Consider the following 19,039-nt stretch of genomic DNA (forward strand, 5'->3'; position numbering starts at 1 on the left):
AAAGGGTTACAACGGTTTTCATAGCCATTGACAAAATTTAAACCTTTTTTTGGTTAATCCAATGTTAACGCCAAACTATTGTGTGAAATTGGCAGATTCTGTGTTTTCTCTTATTTTCGTTTTCCATCAACCATATCCATCCATGATTGTTAAAACCTTTGGCAGCGCCGTGCAGGGCGTAACTGCTATTACCATTACCCTGGAAGTGAATGTTTTTCCCAAAGGCACTAAATTTTTTATTGTAGGCTTACCCGATAATGCAGTAAAGGAAAGTGAAAAACGTATTGAATCTACTATCATCAGCCTGGGGTATCGTTTTCCGCGGTTCCGCACTGTAGTGAACATGGCGCCGGCCGATATCCGTAAAGCAGGATCGGCCTATGATCTGCCTATTACGCTGGGCATTATTGCGGCTTCCGGACAGGTGCCGGGTGAAGCATTATCTCAATACATTATTATGGGCGAGCTATCCTTGGACGGCACCATACAACCTATTAAAGGCGCCCTGCCCATGGCCATACAGGCCAGGAAAGAAGGTTTCAAAGGCATGCTGCTGCCCCTGCAAAATGCCCGGGAAGCAGCCATGGTGAGCGAGCTGGAAGTGTACGGCGTATCACACATACGCGAAGTGATACAGTTCCTGCATGCACCGCAATCACTGTTGCCCGTACACGTAGATGCACGGCAGGAGTTTATCACCGCGCAGCAACATTTTGATGTTGACTTCAGTGATGTAAAAGGGCAATACGGCGTAAAACGCGCGCTGGAAATAGCGGCTGCCGGCGGCCATAATGTACTGATGATAGGCCCGCCGGGTGCCGGCAAAACCATGCTGGCCAAAAGGCTGTCGTCTATTTTACCACCCTTAAGCCTGCACGAAGCGCTGGAAACTACCAAGATCCATTCGGTAGCGGGCAAGCTGCCGGCGCATGCATCGCTGATAGCACGCCGGCCGTTCCGCTCTCCGCATCATACCATTAGCGATGCTGCACTGGTAGGCGGCGGCAGCATACCGCAGCCGGGCGAAATATCCCTGGCGCATAACGGCGTACTTTTTTTAGATGAGCTGCCGGAATTTAAACGTACCGTGCTGGAGGTAATGCGGCAGCCCGTAGAAGAAAGACAGGTGACTATTTCCCGTACTAAAACCACGGTTGATTTCCCTGCCAGCTTTATGCTGGTGGCGGCTATGAATCCCTGCCCCTGCGGCTATTACAACCACCCGGAAAAGAATTGTACCTGTGCTCCCGGTATTGTGCAAAAATATCTGAACCGTGTATCCGGTCCTTTGCTGGACAGGATTGATATGCATGTAGAGGTTACGCCGGTGCCTTTTGCTTCGCTTAACTCTACAGAAACGGCAGAACCCAGCGAGTGTATAAGGCAACGGGTAGTGCAGGCGCGTGAGGTACAAACCGAACGTTTTAAACAACACAATGGCATATACTGCAATGCGCAGATCAGCAGCAGCCTGCAGAAACAGTTATGTTACCTGGAATACGAAAGCGCTAACCTGCTGAAGAATGCCATGAATAAACTGAAGCTATCGGCCCGGGCGTATGACCGTATATTAAAAGTAAGCAGGACCATTGCGGACCTGGAGGGTTTTGAAATGATACAGACCGCGCATATAGCGGAGGCTATACGTTTCAGAAGCTTGGACAGGGAGAGCTGGGGAGCGTGATCAAAAATTAAAAGTAAAAAAGTAAAAATTAAAAATGGAACGCGGCGGATGGTGGGTGTTTGTTGATGATGTCGTTGTGATGGTTTATTTGTAGCGGATGGTAGATGCTTCCTTGATGAAATGCGGTGGAGGGTGACTGTTTTTTGGATAATGCAGTTGCAAGGGTTTGTTTGCTGCTGATGGACGGTTTTGGATGGTTGCAACAGCTTGTTAGCAGTAGATGATGCTTGCTTGATGGAATGCAGCGGATGGTAATGAGCTTTTGGATGGTGCAGTTGTGAAGGTTGTTATAATAATAATTGTGATTGTTGTGATTGCTATCGGATAAATGTCTTACTTTGTTGATACTCAAAATCCCCCTTTATGAAAAAGTACCTCGCTGAATTCATTGGAACATTTTCTTTAGTATTATTTGGCTGCGGAGCCGCAGTTGTAGCTGGCAAAACCATACCCATAACTATTGCCGATGCACCAATAGGTATTGGCCTGCTTGGCATATCGCTCGCCTTTGGCCTTACCGTAGTGGTTATGGCTTATGCCATTGGCCCTATATCAGGTTGTCATATAAATCCGGCTATTTCCATTGCTATGCTGGTGGCTAAAAAATTAAGCCTGGCAGATACTATTGGTTATATCATTGCGCAAATGGCCGGGGCAACCGTGGCAGCACTTGCGTTACTGGCCATTCAGAAAGATGCACCCGGATTCAGCATGGGCGAATGGGCATTAGGATCCAATGGCTGGGGACCGGGGTATTTAGGCAACTATTCAACAACAGCGGCATTCATTGTGGAGGTGCTGCTTACATTCATATTCCTGTTTGTAATTTTTGCTACTACTTCCAGGCTGGGGAATCCTAACATGGCTGGTTTGGCAATAGGGCTTACGTTAGTACTGATACACCTGGTAGCCATACCCATCACCGGAACTTCTGTAAACCCGGCCCGCAGCTTTGGCCCTGCTGTACTTGCAGGCGGTAAAGCGCTTCAACAGCTGTGGTTATTTATAGTAGCTCCCATAGCCGGCGGTGTCCTTGCTGCTATCACCTGGCGGGCCATTTTTGAGCCGAAGGAGTAACGGCTTCCGGAATTTAATTTGTTATATGCGCCCCTGATACTACCTCCAGCGCCTCATTCAGCCGGTTTGACCGCAGGTTACGCGAGAGCTGTGCCATATGTACCCAGGCATATTGCAACCGCGCTTCATTGCCGGCCAGGCTGATCTCACCTGACCATATACGGTCGTGGAAATCTCTGAAATCCGGTATGACTGTATCCGGGTCAATTGGTGTGCCTGCTGCGGAGACCAGCAGCATCAGGAGCGTAAAGTATGCCATATGAAGCACCTGGCGCATCAGGAAAAACCGCGCCCGCTGGTATGCGCATGCTTCTTCACCAAAATAGATACCGAGATATGCAGCTTCTTCCTCCTCGTTCCGTACCACAAAATTGGCAACCACTCCAAGGTCCACATAACGGTCGTTCAGGAAAGCGCCTTCCCAGTCCACCATCCATACCCGGTCACCATCAAAAAGGAAATTCTCCGGTTTAAGATCATTATGACTTGCCACCTGGTCCTGCGTGTTGTAAGGATAAACATCCGCCACCTTTGCATACAGCCGGAATAATTCCCCGGTCATACTTTCAGGTAGCAGCTGCTTGTCCTGGAATTTTTTAACCAGTCCATTAACGAAGTTCAGGTAGTTAACACGTGCAGGAAAAGGTGGCAGTGAATGCAATTGCCTGATCAGGGCCGGCAGTTTAATCCTGGCCTCCTGTAACGAGAACGGCTGCGCTTCAATAAAATCGGTGATGGAGATCCGGCTTTCGGTGCTGATGTACCAGATACGCGGACCTATGCCCGCATCTGCAGCAACCTTCATACAGGCAAAATAATGTGTGGGATTGCCCGGTTCATCTTCACGGGTAACGATACGGAGCAGGTAGGCTCTACCCTGCACCACTATACGAAAAATAAGCGCGGAAGAAAGGCCGGTAGTTATATGCCTGATATCTTCGTAGCCGCTTACTCCAAAGGCTTCCTGCAATGCTTGTTTTACAGCTGTTCTTTTTGTTTCCGGGATCATAGATTAAAAAGAAGGATGGTTAAACGGACTAAAAATAGCCCTATTTCCCAGCTGATTGCAGTGCTGTTAACTATATTTTTTTTGGTTAAACATTGATGGAGATCTGATTGTTTACCTTATATAATCCTCATCCCACTACTTCTGTTTTCCGGTACTCATCACTCAGCTTCTTCTGCATTTCTCCCGGTACAGGTGCGTATTCTGCAAACTGCGCTTTTACCTTGGCCTTACCCTGGGTTATATTGCGCAAAGCGGCATACAGCTTATCCAGCTCCGCCTGCGGGGTACGGGCTTTGATCACCTGGCTGCCATTTAGTGTATCCATTCCCGTTATAATGCTGCGGCGGCTTTGCAGCTCGCTCATAATATCGCCGCTCATCGTATCCGGGGCGCTGGTTTCTACATCATATACAGGTTCCAGCAGCTGGGGCGATGCCTGGTGAAAGGCATCGCGGAAAGCCATCATGCCGGCTATCTTAAAAGAAATATCATTACTATCTACCGGGTGCATTTTACCATCATACACACTTACTCTTATGTCGCGTACATAAGAGCCGGTTAGCGGGCCTTCGTTCATTTTTTCCATCACCCCTTTGAGTATGGATGGCAGGAAACGGTTATCTATAGCACCGCCTACAATACAATTATTAAAAACAAGCTTACCGCCCCAGTTAAGCGCTATTTCCTCTGTATCCCTTACCGGGTGCTCTTTGAAGGGAGGCATCCCTTCATACCAGGGCTCTATTTTCATAAACACTTCACCAAACTGCCCAGCCCCGCCCGATTGTTTCTTATGGCGGTAAGAGGCCTGTGCAGGCTTCTGGATGGTTTCCCGGTAAGGTATTTTAGCGGGCAGGTAATCTACCTGCATCTTGTAAATATTTTCCAGGCGCCATTTGGTTACAGCCAGGTGCAGCTCGCCCTGACCGTGCAGGATCACCTGTTTCAGCTCCCGGTTATATTCTATTTCCAGCGTAGGGTCTTCCATGTGTATTTCTGCCAGCACTTCACCCAGCTTTTCATCATCACTTTTGCTGCGGGCTTCAATGGCGGCGCGTACTTTGGGCGGGGGAAAGTGGATAGGATCCACCTGCCCGGTGAAGGAGCGGTCGTTAAGGGTATGATTGGTTAACGTGTTCTTTAGCTTCAGGGTGCAGCCAATATCACCGGAGCGCAGGCGTTCCACAGGGTTGCGGTTCTTACCATCTGCAATAAACAATTGGTTCAACCGCTCGTTGGTATTGCCCTTTTCATTTACCAGCTCCTGCCCCGCCTTTATCTCGCCGGAAAGCACCTTAAAAAAGGTAAGGCGGCCAATATGTGGTTCCAGCAAGGTTTTGAACACGAACAAGCAGGCCGGGCCTGCAGGATCGCAGGGAATAGGCTCGCCTGCTTCTGTTATTTCCGGAGGCATTTCAGTAGCGGAAGGCGCTACATTATCAATGAACCCCATTAAACGGCCGCTGCCCATGTTCCTTTCGGCTGATAAACAAAACACCGGGAATACCTGGTGCTTAAGCATGCCTATTTTCAGGCCTTCGCGCATCTCATCCTCATCCAGGCTGCCTTTTTCAAAGTAGTGCTCCATCAGCGTATCATCGTTTTCCGCAGCTTTTTCCACCAGTACATTGTGCAGCTGTTCGGCACGTTCTTTTTCACTGTCGGGAATGGGCAGCTTTTCCGGTTTGCCACCGTTAGCCGGAAAGCGGTACAGCGTCATTTTCAGCAGATCGATCACGCTATTAAAACCAATACCCTGATTAACAGGGTATTGCATAATAGTTACAGCCGGGCCCAGGGTACGGCGGGCATCGTCTACCACTTTATTGAAATTGGCTTCCTCGTTATCCAGGTGGTTTACGGCCAGTATAGTGGGTTTACGGTATTTATCTACATAATCCCAGATCAGCTCTGTGCCTACTTCCACACCATATTGCGCATGCAGCAGCAACACGGCGGTATCACATACGCGGATGGAGGCAATTACCTCACCTATGAAATCTTCCAGCCCGGGTGTGTCTATAATATTGATCTTATAATCACGCCATTCGGTGTGCAGGCAGGTGGCGTATACGGAGCTGCCCCTTTCATATTCTATTTCGTGGTAATCGGATACTGTATTGGCTTCTTCTACTGTTCCGCGCTTGTGGATAATGCCGGCTTCAAATAACATGGTCTCGCTAAGGGTCGTTTTTCCGCTTTTGGCGGCGCCTAACAGTACGATGTTCTTAATGTGTTTCTCATCATACGTTTTCATCCGTTAAGATTTAAAGGTTAAGGTCGGGCGGAACCTTGTGGTTGCATCTGTAGTAAGATGGCAGGGGCAGATGGAACCTCACGGTTTCATAAGTGGAATGTTACTATTAAGTTACCATTTTTTACGTAAAATTGACGCCTCCTGAAAAGATGTTGCAACATGTAATGACGCTGTTTTATCGTATCTTTGCACGCTGTACGATCAGAAAATATATTAACCGATATTCACTTTGCGCCTTCTAACAATCAATATTAAAACTACATGAAGCTATTTCTTCATTACTTAAAAAGCTATAAATGGCTGATAATGCTGGCTTTACTATTGGCCACCATCAATCAACTGTTCTCTTTAATGGACCCATATATTTTTGGGAAGATCATTGACCGTTTTGCCTCTCACCCACAGAATGAAAAGGTGAACGGGGCCACGGTACCCCGTGGCATGCCAGCCTACCTGAGCGGCGTGCTATGGCTGCTGCTGGCGGGTATTGGCGTAGCCATGGTATCCCGCATTGCCAAAGCATTCCAGGATTATTTTGTGAATGTGATCATTCAGAAGTTCGGCGCCTCTGTGTATACGGATGGGTTACGCCATTCCCTGCGCCTGCCCTATCAACAGTTTGAAGATCAGCGCAGTGGTGAAACATTGGCCGTACTGCAAAAAGTGCGTACGGATTCAGAGAAGTTCATTACCTCTTTCATCAACGTACTGTTCACCTCACTGGTAGGTGTGGTGTTTGTAATGGTTTATGCTTTTACGGTGCACTGGTCGCTGGTGTTTGTATATTTTGGCGGCTGTATCTTATTAGGTACCCTGATGAATGTACTGAGCCGGAAAATAAAGATCGTTCAAAAAACCATTGTAAAGGAAACCACCATGCTGGCCGGTTCTACCACAGAATCGCTGCGCAACATTGAGCTGGTAAAAAGCCTGGGGCTTACGCAGCAGGAAATACGGCGGCTGAACTCCACCACCATTAAAATATTAATGCTGGAGCTGAAGAAGGTACGCACCATCCGCAGCATCAGCTTTGTGCAGGGTACCTTTGTAAACCTGCTGCGGCAAAGCATCCTGTTCCTGCTGTTGTACCTGCTGTACCCCGGTACGGTAACAGTAGGCCAGCTATTTACATTGCAGCTATATTCCTTTTTCATTTTTGGTCCTTTGCAGGAGCTGGGCAATATTATACTGGCATACCGGGAAGCGCAGGTATCGCTGCTGAACTTCCAGAGCATACTGGAAACACCGGTAGAGGTTATGCCCGCACAACCTGTTCCTATGACCAAGGTAGATGAGCTGGTGTTTGACCAGGTAGGATTTAAGCACTTAACAGCTGCCAATAAAGCGCTGGACGATATTAACTTCCGGGTGAACGTGGGTGAAACCATTGCTTTTGTTGGCCCTTCCGGTTCCGGCAAAACCACGCTGGTAAAACTGCTGGTAGGGTTATATAAACCCATGGAAGGGAAAATACTGTATAACGGTGTAGATAGTACGAAAATAGATATAGAAGCGCTGCGGCACCAGATAGGTTTTGTAACCCAGGATACACAGCTGTTTTCCGGCAGTATTAAGGAGAATCTGCTGTTTGTGAACCCGCGTGCGACAGACGAGCAGATCATGGAAGTGCTGCAAAAAGCATCCTGCCAAACCCTGCTGGCCCGTGCAGATAACGGGATTGATACCGTGATCGGTGAAGGCGGCATTAAAATATCCGGCGGCGAAAAGCAACGTTTATCCATTGCCCGCGCCTTGCTGCGCCACCCACGCCTGCTGGTGTTTGACGAGGCTACCTCTTCCCTGGATTCGCTTACAGAGGAAGAGATCAGCCAAACCGTACGGCAGGTAACTGCCAGCCGGGAACATATTACAGTAATGATCGCACACCGGCTTTCCACCATTATGCATGCAGACCGCATTTATGTGCTGGAAAAAGGCCATATTATTGAAACCGGTACGCATGCCAGCCTGCTGTCTGAGAAAGGCTTGTATTATGCCATGTGGCGGCAGCAGATCGGGGAAAGGAAAACGCTGGAAACAGTGTAATATGCGGATATGCAAATATGCAGGTGTGCAGATGGATTGACAATGTATTAATGTGCTGGTAATTGCTATTATCTGCACATTTGCATATCTGTTTATCTGGACATTAAAATATTAACTTTGCAGGATGAAGAAAAAGCACCCTAATTATTTACTGAGCCTGTTATCTATGAAGTGCCCGCACTGCCGGAAAGGCCCTATGTACAGGGACCGCAATCCTTTTCACTGGCGCTTTTCCAGGATCTTTAACATGTACGATCATTGTCCGGTATGCCACCAGAAGTTTGAGCTGGAAACCGGTTTCTGGTTTGGTACCGGTTATGTGAGCTATGCGCTGGCAGTGGCATTTTCCGTATTTAACCTGATATGGTACTGGCTGATCTTCAATATATCCTGGAAGGATAACAGTGTGTTTATATGGCTGGGGGTGAATGGGTTTATCCTGCTGATCTTTCAACCCTGGCTTATGCGCATCAGCCGGGTAATATACCTCTACTTCTTTGTGTACTATGACGAAGACGCTGAAAAGTTAAATTAAAAGTAAAAAAGCAAAAATTAAAAAGGGCACTACACATGCGCAAGTATTTCGAGCATATGACACTCTTTTAAATTTTTGCTTTTTACTTTTTTACTTATACAGGTATGGTACCCTTTTTAATTTTTGCTTTTTTACTTTTTACTTAATACACGTGGTGGCCTTCCAGAATGCGCTTTTCCAGGTCGTCCTTCTTAATGGCAAACTGGTCGCCAATGGGCTTTCCATCCCGGTAGGTGATCACTGTTATTTGTGCGGCGCCTTTGGGAAACTTCAGTAATTCGCCCTCTTTATAATGCGGGTAAAAAGTATCCGGGTCCGTATTATCAAAAGTGTAATAAATATCCAGCCCTTTTACTTCAGTGGTCAGGCGTACGGTAAGCTCACCGTTGCCATCGCGCGCAGGAATAGCAATAGTATTGTAGGCGCTGCGTGCATACTTGATATGTGCGGCATCCAGGCGCGGGTACTGCGCTTCCAGCCGCTCCACAAAATTATCCCAGTTACGTTTTGACTTCGGGCTCCAATATACTTCTGACAAAGCCAGGGAACGAGGCCAGGTCATATATTCTGCATGGCGCAGGTTGGCTACGGATTCTGTCCACAGGTTACCTTGTCCGCCCAGGATGAATTTTTCATCTACGCTATCCGGAACAGGATCGTAGTTATAGGAATCCGTAAGGCGGCAAATGCCGTAGGTAGGCGGTTCTGCGGCCTGCTCTCCCTGGTACAGATCCAGGTAGCAGAAATCCCAGGGCGTCATTACCACGTGATGGTTCATACGGGCAGCTTCTATCCCTCCCTTCATACCGCGCCAGCTCATTACCGTGGCTTCCGGAGCCAGGCCACCTTCCAGGATCTCATCCCAGCCGATCAGCTTTTTGCCTTTGCTCAGCAGCATCTTTTCCATACGTTTTACAAAATAGCTTTGCAGCTCATTCACATCTTTCAGGTGCTCTTTTTCCATGCGCAGGTGGCATTTAGGGCATTTATCCCAGAAACCTTTAAAGGCTTCATCTCCACCTATATGAATGTACTTGCCGGGAAACAGGGCTGCGATCTCCGTAAATACTTTATCCAGTACCTGGTACACGGAATCATTACCAATACACAGCACATTATCGTTCCGTTTACGCAGGCTGTCGCCGGGACCTACCATGTATTGCTGCTGGGTGCAGGAAAGGTTGGGCATGGCGGTGATCATGGACAAGCTGTGGGCCGGTACATCTATTTCCGGCAGTATGGTTACATACCGGTCCTGCGCATATTTGATCACTTCTTTAATATCATCCTGCGTATAAAAACCACCATAGGGGGTAGCTTCACCCGGCTGGGCGGGGGCAAACTGTCCCCAACGGCCTACGCGCTCCACACGCCAGGCGCCTTTTTCTGTAAGCTGCGGCAGGCTTTTTATTTCTATGCGCCAGCCATTATCATCACTCAGGTGCCAGTGAAAAACGTTGTATTTGTATTTCACCATTTCATCTATATAACGCTTTACTTCTTCCTTGGTGAAAAAGTGGCGGCTTACATCCAGCATCAGGCCACGCCAGCCAAAGCGCGGGTAATCCGTGATCTCTGTGTTGGGAATGGTCCAGCTGCGGTTCACTACCTTATCACCTGCAATGTCAGGCGGCAGCAGCTGCAATAAGGTTTGCAGGCCATAAAAAATGCCGGCGGCCGTATTGGCGCGTAAGGTTACCTGGTTATTATTTACAGACAGCGTATAGCCTTCCTGGCCAGTGGTGGTATTGGTTTTGGCATTCAGCTCCAGGCGGATGCTTTTACTCTGCCCTGCTGTTTTTTGCTGCTGCAGGCGAAAACCGGTTGCTGCAGCTACCTGGTCTGCAAACCATTGTGCAGTGCCGGGCAATTGTTTATCAGCGCCGCTTACAACCAGCGTGGTGGTATTATCCAGCGCAAATTCCCCGGGCAGTTCTTTTACATCTACCGGTTCGGGAATAATGTGTATCCGTCCTTTATCTGCGGCATAGGAAAATGAAAACAACTGTACCAGGAAGGTACAGATCAACATGAGCTGCTTTTGCATTGGATAACTTTTGGTGTTCAAACAAAAATAGGATAGCAGGGGCTAGCATGCAATACCGGGGCGTACCGTTTATAAAAAAAAGGGAGGCTCCACTACAGAACCTCCGCTATAACAATAGATGTAATATATAACGTTTATATATGTATTACGATTTAATGACATACAAAGATAAGATGTTAATCTGATATATCAAAACAGACATTTACAAAAGCGGCCCAGGCAAAAGCCCGGGCCGTTTAGTAAAGAGTGAACACATTAGAAATCGTTACTTAAAGTCAATGGGCACTGCTACTTTTACGCTAAAGGTGCGGCCCATATTAAATACTCCCATGCGGCCGGTGGCTTCATTTTCCGGCGCATATTTAAGGCGGCTCAAATGGCTCTGGTAAGCCACATCGCCAATGTTATTCACGGCAAAGTGCAGTGAGAACAACGTTTTGCTGTTTTTATTTACGATATCTGCACCCAGATGTGCATTCAATAAGGTATATCCCTTAGTAGACGTTTCCGTTTCATAGGCGCTGAATACGTTATTCTGATCCAGGTTCAGATCCATCTGCACGCCTGCATAGGCATTGCGCAGGCAACCGCCTACTTTTTTGAAATTGCCCCGCAGCTCACTCAACCAGCGGCCTGCCGGTATATTGGGCAGGTATTTGGTAGAATCTGTACCATTGCTGGCCACTGCGCGAACATAAGAGAAGGTGTTCTCAAAATGCAGCCAGTCAATAGGATGCGGGTGAATGTCCAGCGACAGCTCTCCGCCATACAGGTTGGCTGTATTCTGCTGGTACTTAAAGGCGCTGAAACCTTCATCATTATCAGTTGCCGGAATAGAGTCTGTTCCGGCTGTATTCAGCAGCTTGCGGGAGTAAATGAAGTTGGTGATATGATTGTAAAATACGCTGGCACCTATGGACACATGCTGCGTGTTGAAATCCACGCCGGCATCGCCCTGGGTGCTTACCTCCGGCTTCAGATCCGCATTGCCATATTCATATTTAATAGTGCCTTCGTGTACGCCGTTGGCCGCCAGCTCCGCAATATTAGGTGCACGGAAACCGCGTGCTGCATTCAGCTTCAGCGTTACCTTATCACTAGCTTCATAGCTGATACCCACGCTGCCGGATACGTTAGAAAAATTACGGTCGAACTTAGCGAATTTGGTAGAGCCGCCGTCTTTGGGTGCGCTTGTTGGCGCGCCGTCTTCATCCAGGTACAAAGCTTTCCCGTTCAGGGAACGGGTATCAAAACGCAGGCCTCCGCTTAAGGTTAGCTTGTTAAAGGTTTTGCGGGTAATGGCAAAGGCGCCGAAGTCGAACAGGTCATATGCCGGTATCAGGAACTCATCGCCGGAAATACGGTTATTCTGCTGCATGCCGTTTACGCCCACAGATGTTTGCCAGCCGGCCATTTCCGGGAAAAAGTATTTAAGGTTATAGTTAAATGTTTTCAGCTGCAGATGCAGTTCCGGTTCATCAGGCGCCAGCACATTGCCAAACTCACGGCGCTGGTTATACTGGTATCCCAGGGTAAGGCCCAAACGCCCGCCATTGCCCAGGTACAGGTTATTATCCCATACCAGCTTCTGGTGGTTGATCTTTTGTTTAGGCACGTTCATGCTGTAAGATTTGAAATTAGTGGCCACTGCTTCCTCTTCTGTACCATTTACATTCACGGGCTGAATAAAATGTCCCTGCTCATCACGGTCGCCCTCTACCAGTCCTAAGTTCTGGTTAAAAGAGGTGAAGCTTAACCGGGAGTAACCCCATTGTTTGTTTAACCCAATGCTGGCGCCGTAGTTGGTGTTATTAAAGCGGGAGTTGAATACATAATCATCATACTTGTTCTTGTAATCATGCGCCCATTTCTGGGTGCCGTATACACTCCAGCTAAAACCGTTCTGGTTACCTGCCAGGTCTGCGTGGTAGGATACCTGTCCGTTGTTGGTAAGATAATTGGCCGCTACATTACCTTTGATGCTGCCTTCCGGCAACAATGTAGGCGGCACAATGTTTACCACGCCCGCTAACGCATCAGACCCATATGCTAAAGAGGCCGGACCTTTTAATACTTCTATTTTGCTAACATTGTAATCGTCTATTTCAATACCATGCTCATCGCCCCACTGCTGGCCTTCCTGGCGGATGCCGTCTCCTACCACCACTACCCGGTTATAGCCCAGGCCGCGGATAAAAGGTTTGGAGATAGCCGGTCCGGTAGTTACCTGGTTCACACCCGGTATTTTGGAAATAGCGTCAATGATGTTGGTAGAGATCTGCTGGTCTAAATATTCTTTGCGGATCACGCTGATGGGCGTTGGGTTCTGCTTTACAGAAGTGGCCATGTTAACGCCTGTGATCACCACTTCATTCTTTTCTATCAGTGTTTCGGCCAGCTCAAAATCATGTGTGGTGGCGCCATTAATGATCACGCTGGTAGTAAAGGCAGCATAGCCTATGTAATGCACTTCTACCAGGAATCTTCCTTTGGGCAGGTTTTTAATGTTGTAGTTACCCTGTGCATCGGCAGAAGCGCCCACGTGCAGGTCCGGGAAATAAATGGTGGCGCCGGGTAAGGCGGTGTGGCTGGACTTATCCACCACCTTACCGCTTAGCGTATTATCGTTGGCGTCTGTGGCAGTATGGGCAAATGAAAATCCAGGTATGATCAGGCATAATAATCCGGCAATAAATACACGCAAAGTTTGCATAATATCTTCTGATAAAATAAAATGATAAAGGATAATGTGGGCAGCTAATAGCCGTTTGGCCATTGCTGTTAGTAAGGGAAAGTATTAGCAAACTTTTGCCGGGGGTGCGCGGAGGGAGGCATCTGCAAAGCGCTGCCGTACTGCTGCGGGTATATGCGGTAAGGTATATACCCAGGTTACGGACTGTGAGGGCGCTTCGTAATGGAAAGTGATCTGCTCGTAAGGCTCTACACCTATCTGCAGAAATTCACAGTGTTTATGCTGAATGGAGAATGCGTTGCCTTTATAGCCACAATCATCTATGGTATCCTCGTGAGGGGCAAACAGGTGAATAAACTCCCGGGGGGTAGTATGCAAAGCAAACACACCCAGGAGTATGATAGCGAAGATCTTATGTAACCACTGTTTTCTCACCTATCTGTATAGTGTGCGACAAAGATAGGCAAAAAGGTCCCATTTGCAACTTTGTTGCACAAAGAAATGATAAGTGGTAGCAGCTTATCTCACCTTCAGCATGGTGCGTACCTGCTGGATGGTACCATTCTGGAAACGGGCATAATACACGCCATTGGGCAGATCTTCCCCATCGAAAGTAATGGTGTAATCGCCCGGCGTATGGATCTTATTTACCGGCACCTGTATCAGGCGGCCTGTGGTATCAAAGATCTGGATCATGGTATGACCGCCTTTGGTTTTGTACTTGAGATAGGTTTTATCTGCGAAAGGATTAGGATAGTTGGTGATGTAATTGATGCCGGCATTCTGGTTCACATCGTCAGTGGATGTTATAAGACCGCAGGCAATACCGCTTACAATGGGCAGGCGCTGGTAATCCTCCAGCAGAATGGTTTTCAGGTCCGATTCTTTTACGCAGAACCATTGTTCCAGGATGGAGGCATATACCGAACGGAAATCGTACTGCATTGGAATGTTATCCCCCACGGAAGCGGCGTCCGGAATGTTGGGCGAGTTACCCAGCACTCCCTGCAGCACATAATCGCCAAACACGATCATGGGTGCAGCAGCACCATGGTCCGTACCCATACTACCATTAGATTTAGTACGGCGGCCAAATTCGGAGAACGTCATACCTACTACGCGCTTGGATACTTTCAGCTTGGTCAGGTCATCCATAAAGGCCTTAATAGCGGCGCTTACTTTGCCTAACAGCTCTGCGTGATATCCTTTGGAGGTATCACCTGCTTCTGTCTGGCTGGCGTGCGTATCAAAACCACCGGTGCTCACCATGTACATGCGGGTTTTTAACCCGCCGGCCACCAGGCGTGCAACGATCTTGAGCTGTGCAGCCAGGTCGTTATTAGCCGGGTAAGGGCTTTGCTGTGTAACCTTGCCGGCAGCAAGCTTGATGCTGTCGGTATATTTATCGGATTGTTTTGCAATTAAGCGGATGTAGGTCAGCTCATCGCCCCAGTGCGTGTTAGGCACGGGATCAATGGGCGGATTTTCCAGCAGGTCATAAAAATCAGTGGCGCTGGTAATGGCAATGCCCATGCTGGCAGCTGATCCCTGGAATACCGGCGATACAAGGGAGCCTATCTGTATAGCCAGCGGATCCGGTGCATCTGCATTCGGGAAACCTTCCGGGAAGTTGGGATATTCAAAACCCAGGTAACGCCCGCCCCAGCCCGTGTTCAGGATCTCTTTGGAGCCGGAGCCGGACAGCCAGATATCTGTGGCGCGGAAGTGGGAGTAATCCGGTGAAGGATAACCTACGCTTTGCAGGATACACACCTTTCCATCATCATATAACTGCTGAATGCCGGTCATTGCCGGATGGATACCGGTTTTTATATTGTTGGCCAGGGGCAGCACCTTGCCTTGCTGAATAGCAATGTTGCTGCGGGCTGCCTGGTATTTATCATAAATGTCCAGGGGGATCACCATGTTCAAACCGTCGTTACCGCCGGTTAGCTGGATCATTACCAGCACATGGTCATTATCCGTGGCGGCGCCTTGTAAGGCGGCTAACATAGGCGAAGTACTGAATGCTTTTACAGAAAACCCATCAATAATAGATGGCAGTACGGCGGCTGATGCTGTATGTTTGAGAAATTCTCTTCTACGCATGTTAGAGGTCTTTCAGAAGGTCAGGATAATTGGTATTCAGACAGGTCCATGATGAATTTATACATAGCCTTCAGGCGTGATTCCACCACTGTTCTCGTCGCCGCATCTCCCGGATTGCCTTTATAGGCCTGCCATGCATCGGTCCAGTAATAATCGCTGTTGGGGCTTTGGCCGCTCAATAGGATAGAATTCTTCATAAAGCTGCGCAGGCTATCGGAAACGTCTACACGATACAGCAGGTCCAGCGAGTCCTTTACTAAGGTTACCGGATTACCGGGGTCAGACAGCTGATCAGCAAAAGCCAGTACATCTATTTTCAGGCCATGCGGCGCGCCCTGCCCCTGTACCAGGTAGTCGGACAGCATATTGCGTTTAGGCAGGGTATCTGTGTTGATCCACATTTCATGGAACATAGGCTCCTGGTAGTAAGGGGCCCAACCGGCCACCAGCGGAGGATCGCCAATGTTCTGCAACATTTTGCCGGCAAAGTCGCGGATGTAGTCCCAGGCTTCGTAGGCGTTCATGTAATCAGATGCAGGAGGAAATACTACGCTGAACTCACGGCACAGCCCTATGCAAAAATCGATGGGGCTTTTGATCAGGCAGGACATATTCAGCGGATCGTAGAAATGTTCGCTCTTGAATAAGGCGCTGAGCACGGGCAGTATTTCGTAATTGTTGGTCCGGAAAATATCTGCCAGCGGGGCAATTACGTTCTGCTCTACGGCATCATCTATTTTATAGTAGATAAAGAAACGGTATAATTTACGCACGATGAACTTGGCGCACTCCGGCTGAGAAAAAATGATGTTCAGCAGGTCGTCCAGCTCTGTTTCACCCGCAGGGCCGGTTTTACCGGTTACGGTTTTGGCACCGTAAAAATCAGAGAACTGTTTATTGGTAAAATCGTGCTGGGTGCTATCAAAGTGGCTGGTAATAGTGTTCTCATCTACCCGGTAGCCGGTGAGCACGCGCGCGGAGGCACGTACATCGTCTTCCGTATAATGGGAATCGGGGCCTTTACCGATGGTGAACAGCTCGTGCAGCTCACGTGCATAGTTCTCATCTGCCGCGGTTTTACCATTGAGGTTACCGTTCAGGTAAATGAGCATGGCGGGGTCCTTAGTAATGGCTTTGGTAAGTGCTTTAAAATTACCCAGGGCATGTTGCCGCAGCGTGGTGTTGTATTTATAAACGTAACGTAGGTCCGTTACCGTTTGTGTTTCTGTTACGAAGTGGTTGTGCCAGAAGAGCACCATTTTTTCGTGTATGCTCCGTGTTTGGTTGAGCATTACGCCGGTCCACCAGGCTTTGTAGGAACGTTGCCTGTTCTGTCCCAGGGGATCATCTTCCATGCGTACATAGGCTGGGGCATTTACCCAGGTGGCGCCAGGTGCTATACCGGTAGCATCATCCCCGTAGTTGTTTACCGGCGGAGAAGGCATGGTAGCAAGTGGTGTAAGCAGCGCATCTACTACCTGGTCCATGGAGCCAAGGCCCTTTGCCCAGCTCAGGTCTGCCGGAGACGCCCCGAACAGTGCACGTTTTAACAGGTGTACTGCCTGAGCCGTGTCAAAGGCACCGGTAAATGGCGCAATACCGGAATCAGTGCGGCCAAAAGGGGCTTTCGCCGTTTTGTGGCGTGTAGGGGATAAGGTTAGGAATTGTCTGCGATCCATATGTTATAGGATATGGTTAGGCGTATTGGTTTTTTACAGGAGCGACAATAATCGCAGGGCCAAATTAATGATTTTTTTAATATAGGGGATTATTTTATTTGAAAAGGGGGGAATTATTTCTACGGGATGGGGAGAGGGAGTATCAAAAGAGATTCAAAATGATTAAAATAACATTGTTCATGCTGAAATAATAATCTGATTATCAATATTTTATGAAAATTATTTTTTGTTTAAGCGCATACAGATGCTTAGTTTTACGGGATTCTAAAACAGACACTCACCTAATAGAAAAAGGACTGCCGAGTTCAGATCGGACAGCCCTTTGGGAGGATGTCACAAAACCTTAAGAGATGGGAACATCAACCCAGTCACGCAGCAAGCGACTGCTGCAAGTAGTTTTTGAAGCTACAATTGGTCGCCTGAAGTTGAATCTCCATATTTATTGGAGATAATCACTTCAGCACTTTTTAACATCCCGGTGTTTACATCGGGATGTTTTTATTTATAGTATATCAATCCAAACCGTATTGCCTTACAGGCGTTTCTTCCCCTACTTTTTATATACACTCTCCACAAAATTTCTTTACTATCACTCTAATAATTTCATTATCATTTCGATAGATTTGCTATGCCCATTGGATTTATATGCAAATATAAGCCAAATATGCTACAAATGTAGCATTTGTTTATTGTTTAAGTATAACCCTTTCATTTTTAATGACCTTACTGCTAGGCGATATTCTAAAAATAGTTCGCACAGCCATCGGTGATACTCAAGATGAGTTAGCCGACAAGCTGGGAATTGTTCGTGGAACTTATAGTTCTGATGAACGAAAGGCACGCCCGGGGAAGAAACATAGCAGTATCGAGTTTTATGAAAAATATAAAGACGTGTTTGGTATTGATCTATATCAGTCCGTTAACATGCAACGAATTGTTATTGTTGATCCCACCAAACTGTCTTGGGGCATAATTGTAAAACTTATAGAAGTAGGGGCATTCATTGCTGTAATCCCCATATTTGAAATCCTTGCTACTGCTAGCACTATTCCACTTTATCAAGATGCAAAGCACGCACAGCCTATCTTTTCCCTACCTATTGAAATGTACCCACATGCTGAATTCGGCATGTTTGTCAAGGGTAATAGTATGGAACCTGCTATTTATGAAGGAGATTATGTTATATGTGGCCCAAGGCTGACTTCTAAGGATATTAAAAATGGGCATGTTTACTTAGTTGGCACTGATGACGATGAGAATACGATTAAGATCCTGAACCTTGACAAGAAAAAAAAGCTATTGTCATTAATCCCTACTAATCCCGAATGGAAAAAAAAGGATATAGCAGTGGAGAAGGTAAGATACATTCATAAGGTTATTGCCCTTCATAGAAAAGAAGAGGGGATCAATAAACACACGAAGCCTATTTAACCTCACACATCCAACAACCTCCTATGATAATTCACCTGCCCCAAATGATAACTCAAATGCATCGCTAAATGCACTAAAAAATATCCCGTACTCATCTTTTCCTCAAACACCACTATCGGGTACTCCTTTTCCAGATCCTCTTCCGTAAGCTTATCCAATGTAGTATCCACAACAGCAATCGTTTCTTCAACCTGCTGTACCAATACCGCTTTGGGAATATCTTTCAGCGCAAACTCCGAAGGCCGGTCACGCACAAAGTCAGTACCGCCAAGTACTTTACCAAAAAAGTGTTTGAGATTGCCTACCAGGTGCAGGCAAAGATTGCCGGCCGAATTAGGAATATTCTTTTCTACAATCCATAGCTGCTGCTCGCTTTGGTAGGCGCTGATCTCCTGTTTCAGTTTATTAAGATCACGCTGGAAGAGCTGTTTTAATACCTGTATCTGCATGGTGGTGGAATAAAGCACCAAATA

Annotated in this window: 13 protein-coding genes; 5 read left to right on the top strand and 8 right to left on the bottom strand. The window is 47.5% G+C overall.

All coding sequences use genetic code 11. The annotated features are described in order from the left end of the window. Positions 1–142: 142 nt before the first annotated feature. Together BMZ54_RS00490 and aqpZ are read left to right on the top strand one after the other, a co-directional pair. Positions 143–1,684: a YifB family Mg chelatase-like AAA ATPase gene (locus BMZ54_RS00490; protein WP_089906205.1), complete on the top strand. Its 1,542-nt coding sequence runs from the start codon at positions 143–145 to the stop codon at positions 1,682–1,684. 363 nt (positions 1,685–2,047) lie between these two features. Then, a complete protein-coding gene (aqpZ, locus tag BMZ54_RS00495; RefSeq protein WP_089906206.1) occupies positions 2,048–2,761 on the top strand; it encodes an aquaporin Z in 714 nt (237 codons plus the stop codon). 13 nt (positions 2,762–2,774) lie between these two features. Here the strand turns inward: aqpZ and BMZ54_RS00500 are convergent, their stop codons facing one another. Together BMZ54_RS00500 and BMZ54_RS00505 are read right to left on the bottom strand one after the other, a co-directional pair. Further along, positions 2,775–3,770 (bottom strand): phosphotransferase, encoded by a 996-nt coding sequence (locus BMZ54_RS00500; protein ID WP_089906207.1) that lies wholly within the window; start codon positions 3,768–3,770, stop codon positions 2,775–2,777. A gap of 127 nt (positions 3,771–3,897) precedes the next feature. Further along, the gene (locus tag BMZ54_RS00505; protein WP_089906208.1) at positions 3,898–6,027 is read right to left on the bottom strand and encodes an elongation factor G; all 2,130 of its coding nucleotides are present in this window, start codon (positions 6,025–6,027) and stop codon (positions 3,898–3,900) included. Positions 6,028–6,288: 261 nt separating this feature from the next. Between BMZ54_RS00505 and BMZ54_RS00510 the strand changes: the two genes are divergently transcribed. Beyond that, a complete protein-coding gene (locus BMZ54_RS00510) occupies positions 6,289–8,073 on the top strand; it encodes an ABC transporter ATP-binding protein (RefSeq protein WP_089906209.1) in 1,785 nt (594 codons plus the stop codon). Positions 8,074–8,197: 124 nt separating this feature from the next. Further along, complete coding sequence (locus tag BMZ54_RS00515; protein ID WP_089906210.1) at positions 8,198–8,608, top strand: DUF983 domain-containing protein; 411 nt, start codon at positions 8,198–8,200, stop codon at positions 8,606–8,608. A gap of 142 nt (positions 8,609–8,750) precedes the next feature. Here BMZ54_RS00515 and BMZ54_RS00520 read toward each other — a convergent pair whose 3' ends face one another. From BMZ54_RS00520 to BMZ54_RS00540, 5 genes are all read right to left on the bottom strand, one after another. Beyond that, positions 8,751–10,655: a beta-N-acetylhexosaminidase gene (locus BMZ54_RS00520; protein WP_089906211.1), complete on the bottom strand. Its 1,905-nt coding sequence runs from the start codon at positions 10,653–10,655 to the stop codon at positions 8,751–8,753. Between the two features lie 265 nt (positions 10,656–10,920). Next, positions 10,921–13,368 carry a TonB-dependent receptor gene (locus BMZ54_RS00525; protein ID WP_089908139.1) on the bottom strand — a complete coding sequence of 816 codons (2,448 nt, stop codon included), beginning with the start codon at positions 13,366–13,368 and terminating at the stop codon, positions 10,921–10,923. A gap of 84 nt (positions 13,369–13,452) precedes the next feature. Beyond that, the gene (locus BMZ54_RS00530; protein WP_143080866.1) at positions 13,453–13,782 is read right to left on the bottom strand and encodes a hypothetical protein; all 330 of its coding nucleotides are present in this window, start codon (positions 13,780–13,782) and stop codon (positions 13,453–13,455) included. Between the two features lie 84 nt (positions 13,783–13,866). Further along, positions 13,867–15,456 carry a DUF1501 domain-containing protein gene (locus BMZ54_RS00535; RefSeq protein WP_089906213.1) on the bottom strand — a complete coding sequence of 530 codons (1,590 nt, stop codon included), beginning with the start codon at positions 15,454–15,456 and terminating at the stop codon, positions 13,867–13,869. Between the two features lie 20 nt (positions 15,457–15,476). After that, a complete protein-coding gene (locus BMZ54_RS00540; RefSeq protein ID WP_089906214.1) occupies positions 15,477–17,135 on the bottom strand; it encodes a DUF1800 domain-containing protein in 1,659 nt (552 codons plus the stop codon). A gap of 717 nt (positions 17,136–17,852) precedes the next feature. Here BMZ54_RS00540 and BMZ54_RS00545 point away from each other — a divergent pair. After that, positions 17,853–18,566 carry a S24 family peptidase gene (locus BMZ54_RS00545; protein ID WP_089906215.1) on the top strand — a complete coding sequence of 238 codons (714 nt, stop codon included), beginning with the start codon at positions 17,853–17,855 and terminating at the stop codon, positions 18,564–18,566. Positions 18,567–18,568: 2 nt separating this feature from the next. Here the strand turns inward: BMZ54_RS00545 and BMZ54_RS00550 are convergent, their stop codons facing one another. Further along, the gene (locus tag BMZ54_RS00550; RefSeq protein WP_089908143.1) at positions 18,569–19,015 is read right to left on the bottom strand and encodes a DinB family protein; all 447 of its coding nucleotides are present in this window, start codon (positions 19,013–19,015) and stop codon (positions 18,569–18,571) included. Positions 19,016–19,039 lie beyond the last annotated feature (24 nt).

This window comes from Chitinophaga rupis, assembly GCF_900109685.1.
In the GTDB taxonomy this organism is placed as follows: domain Bacteria; phylum Bacteroidota; class Bacteroidia; order Chitinophagales; family Chitinophagaceae; genus Chitinophaga; species Chitinophaga rupis.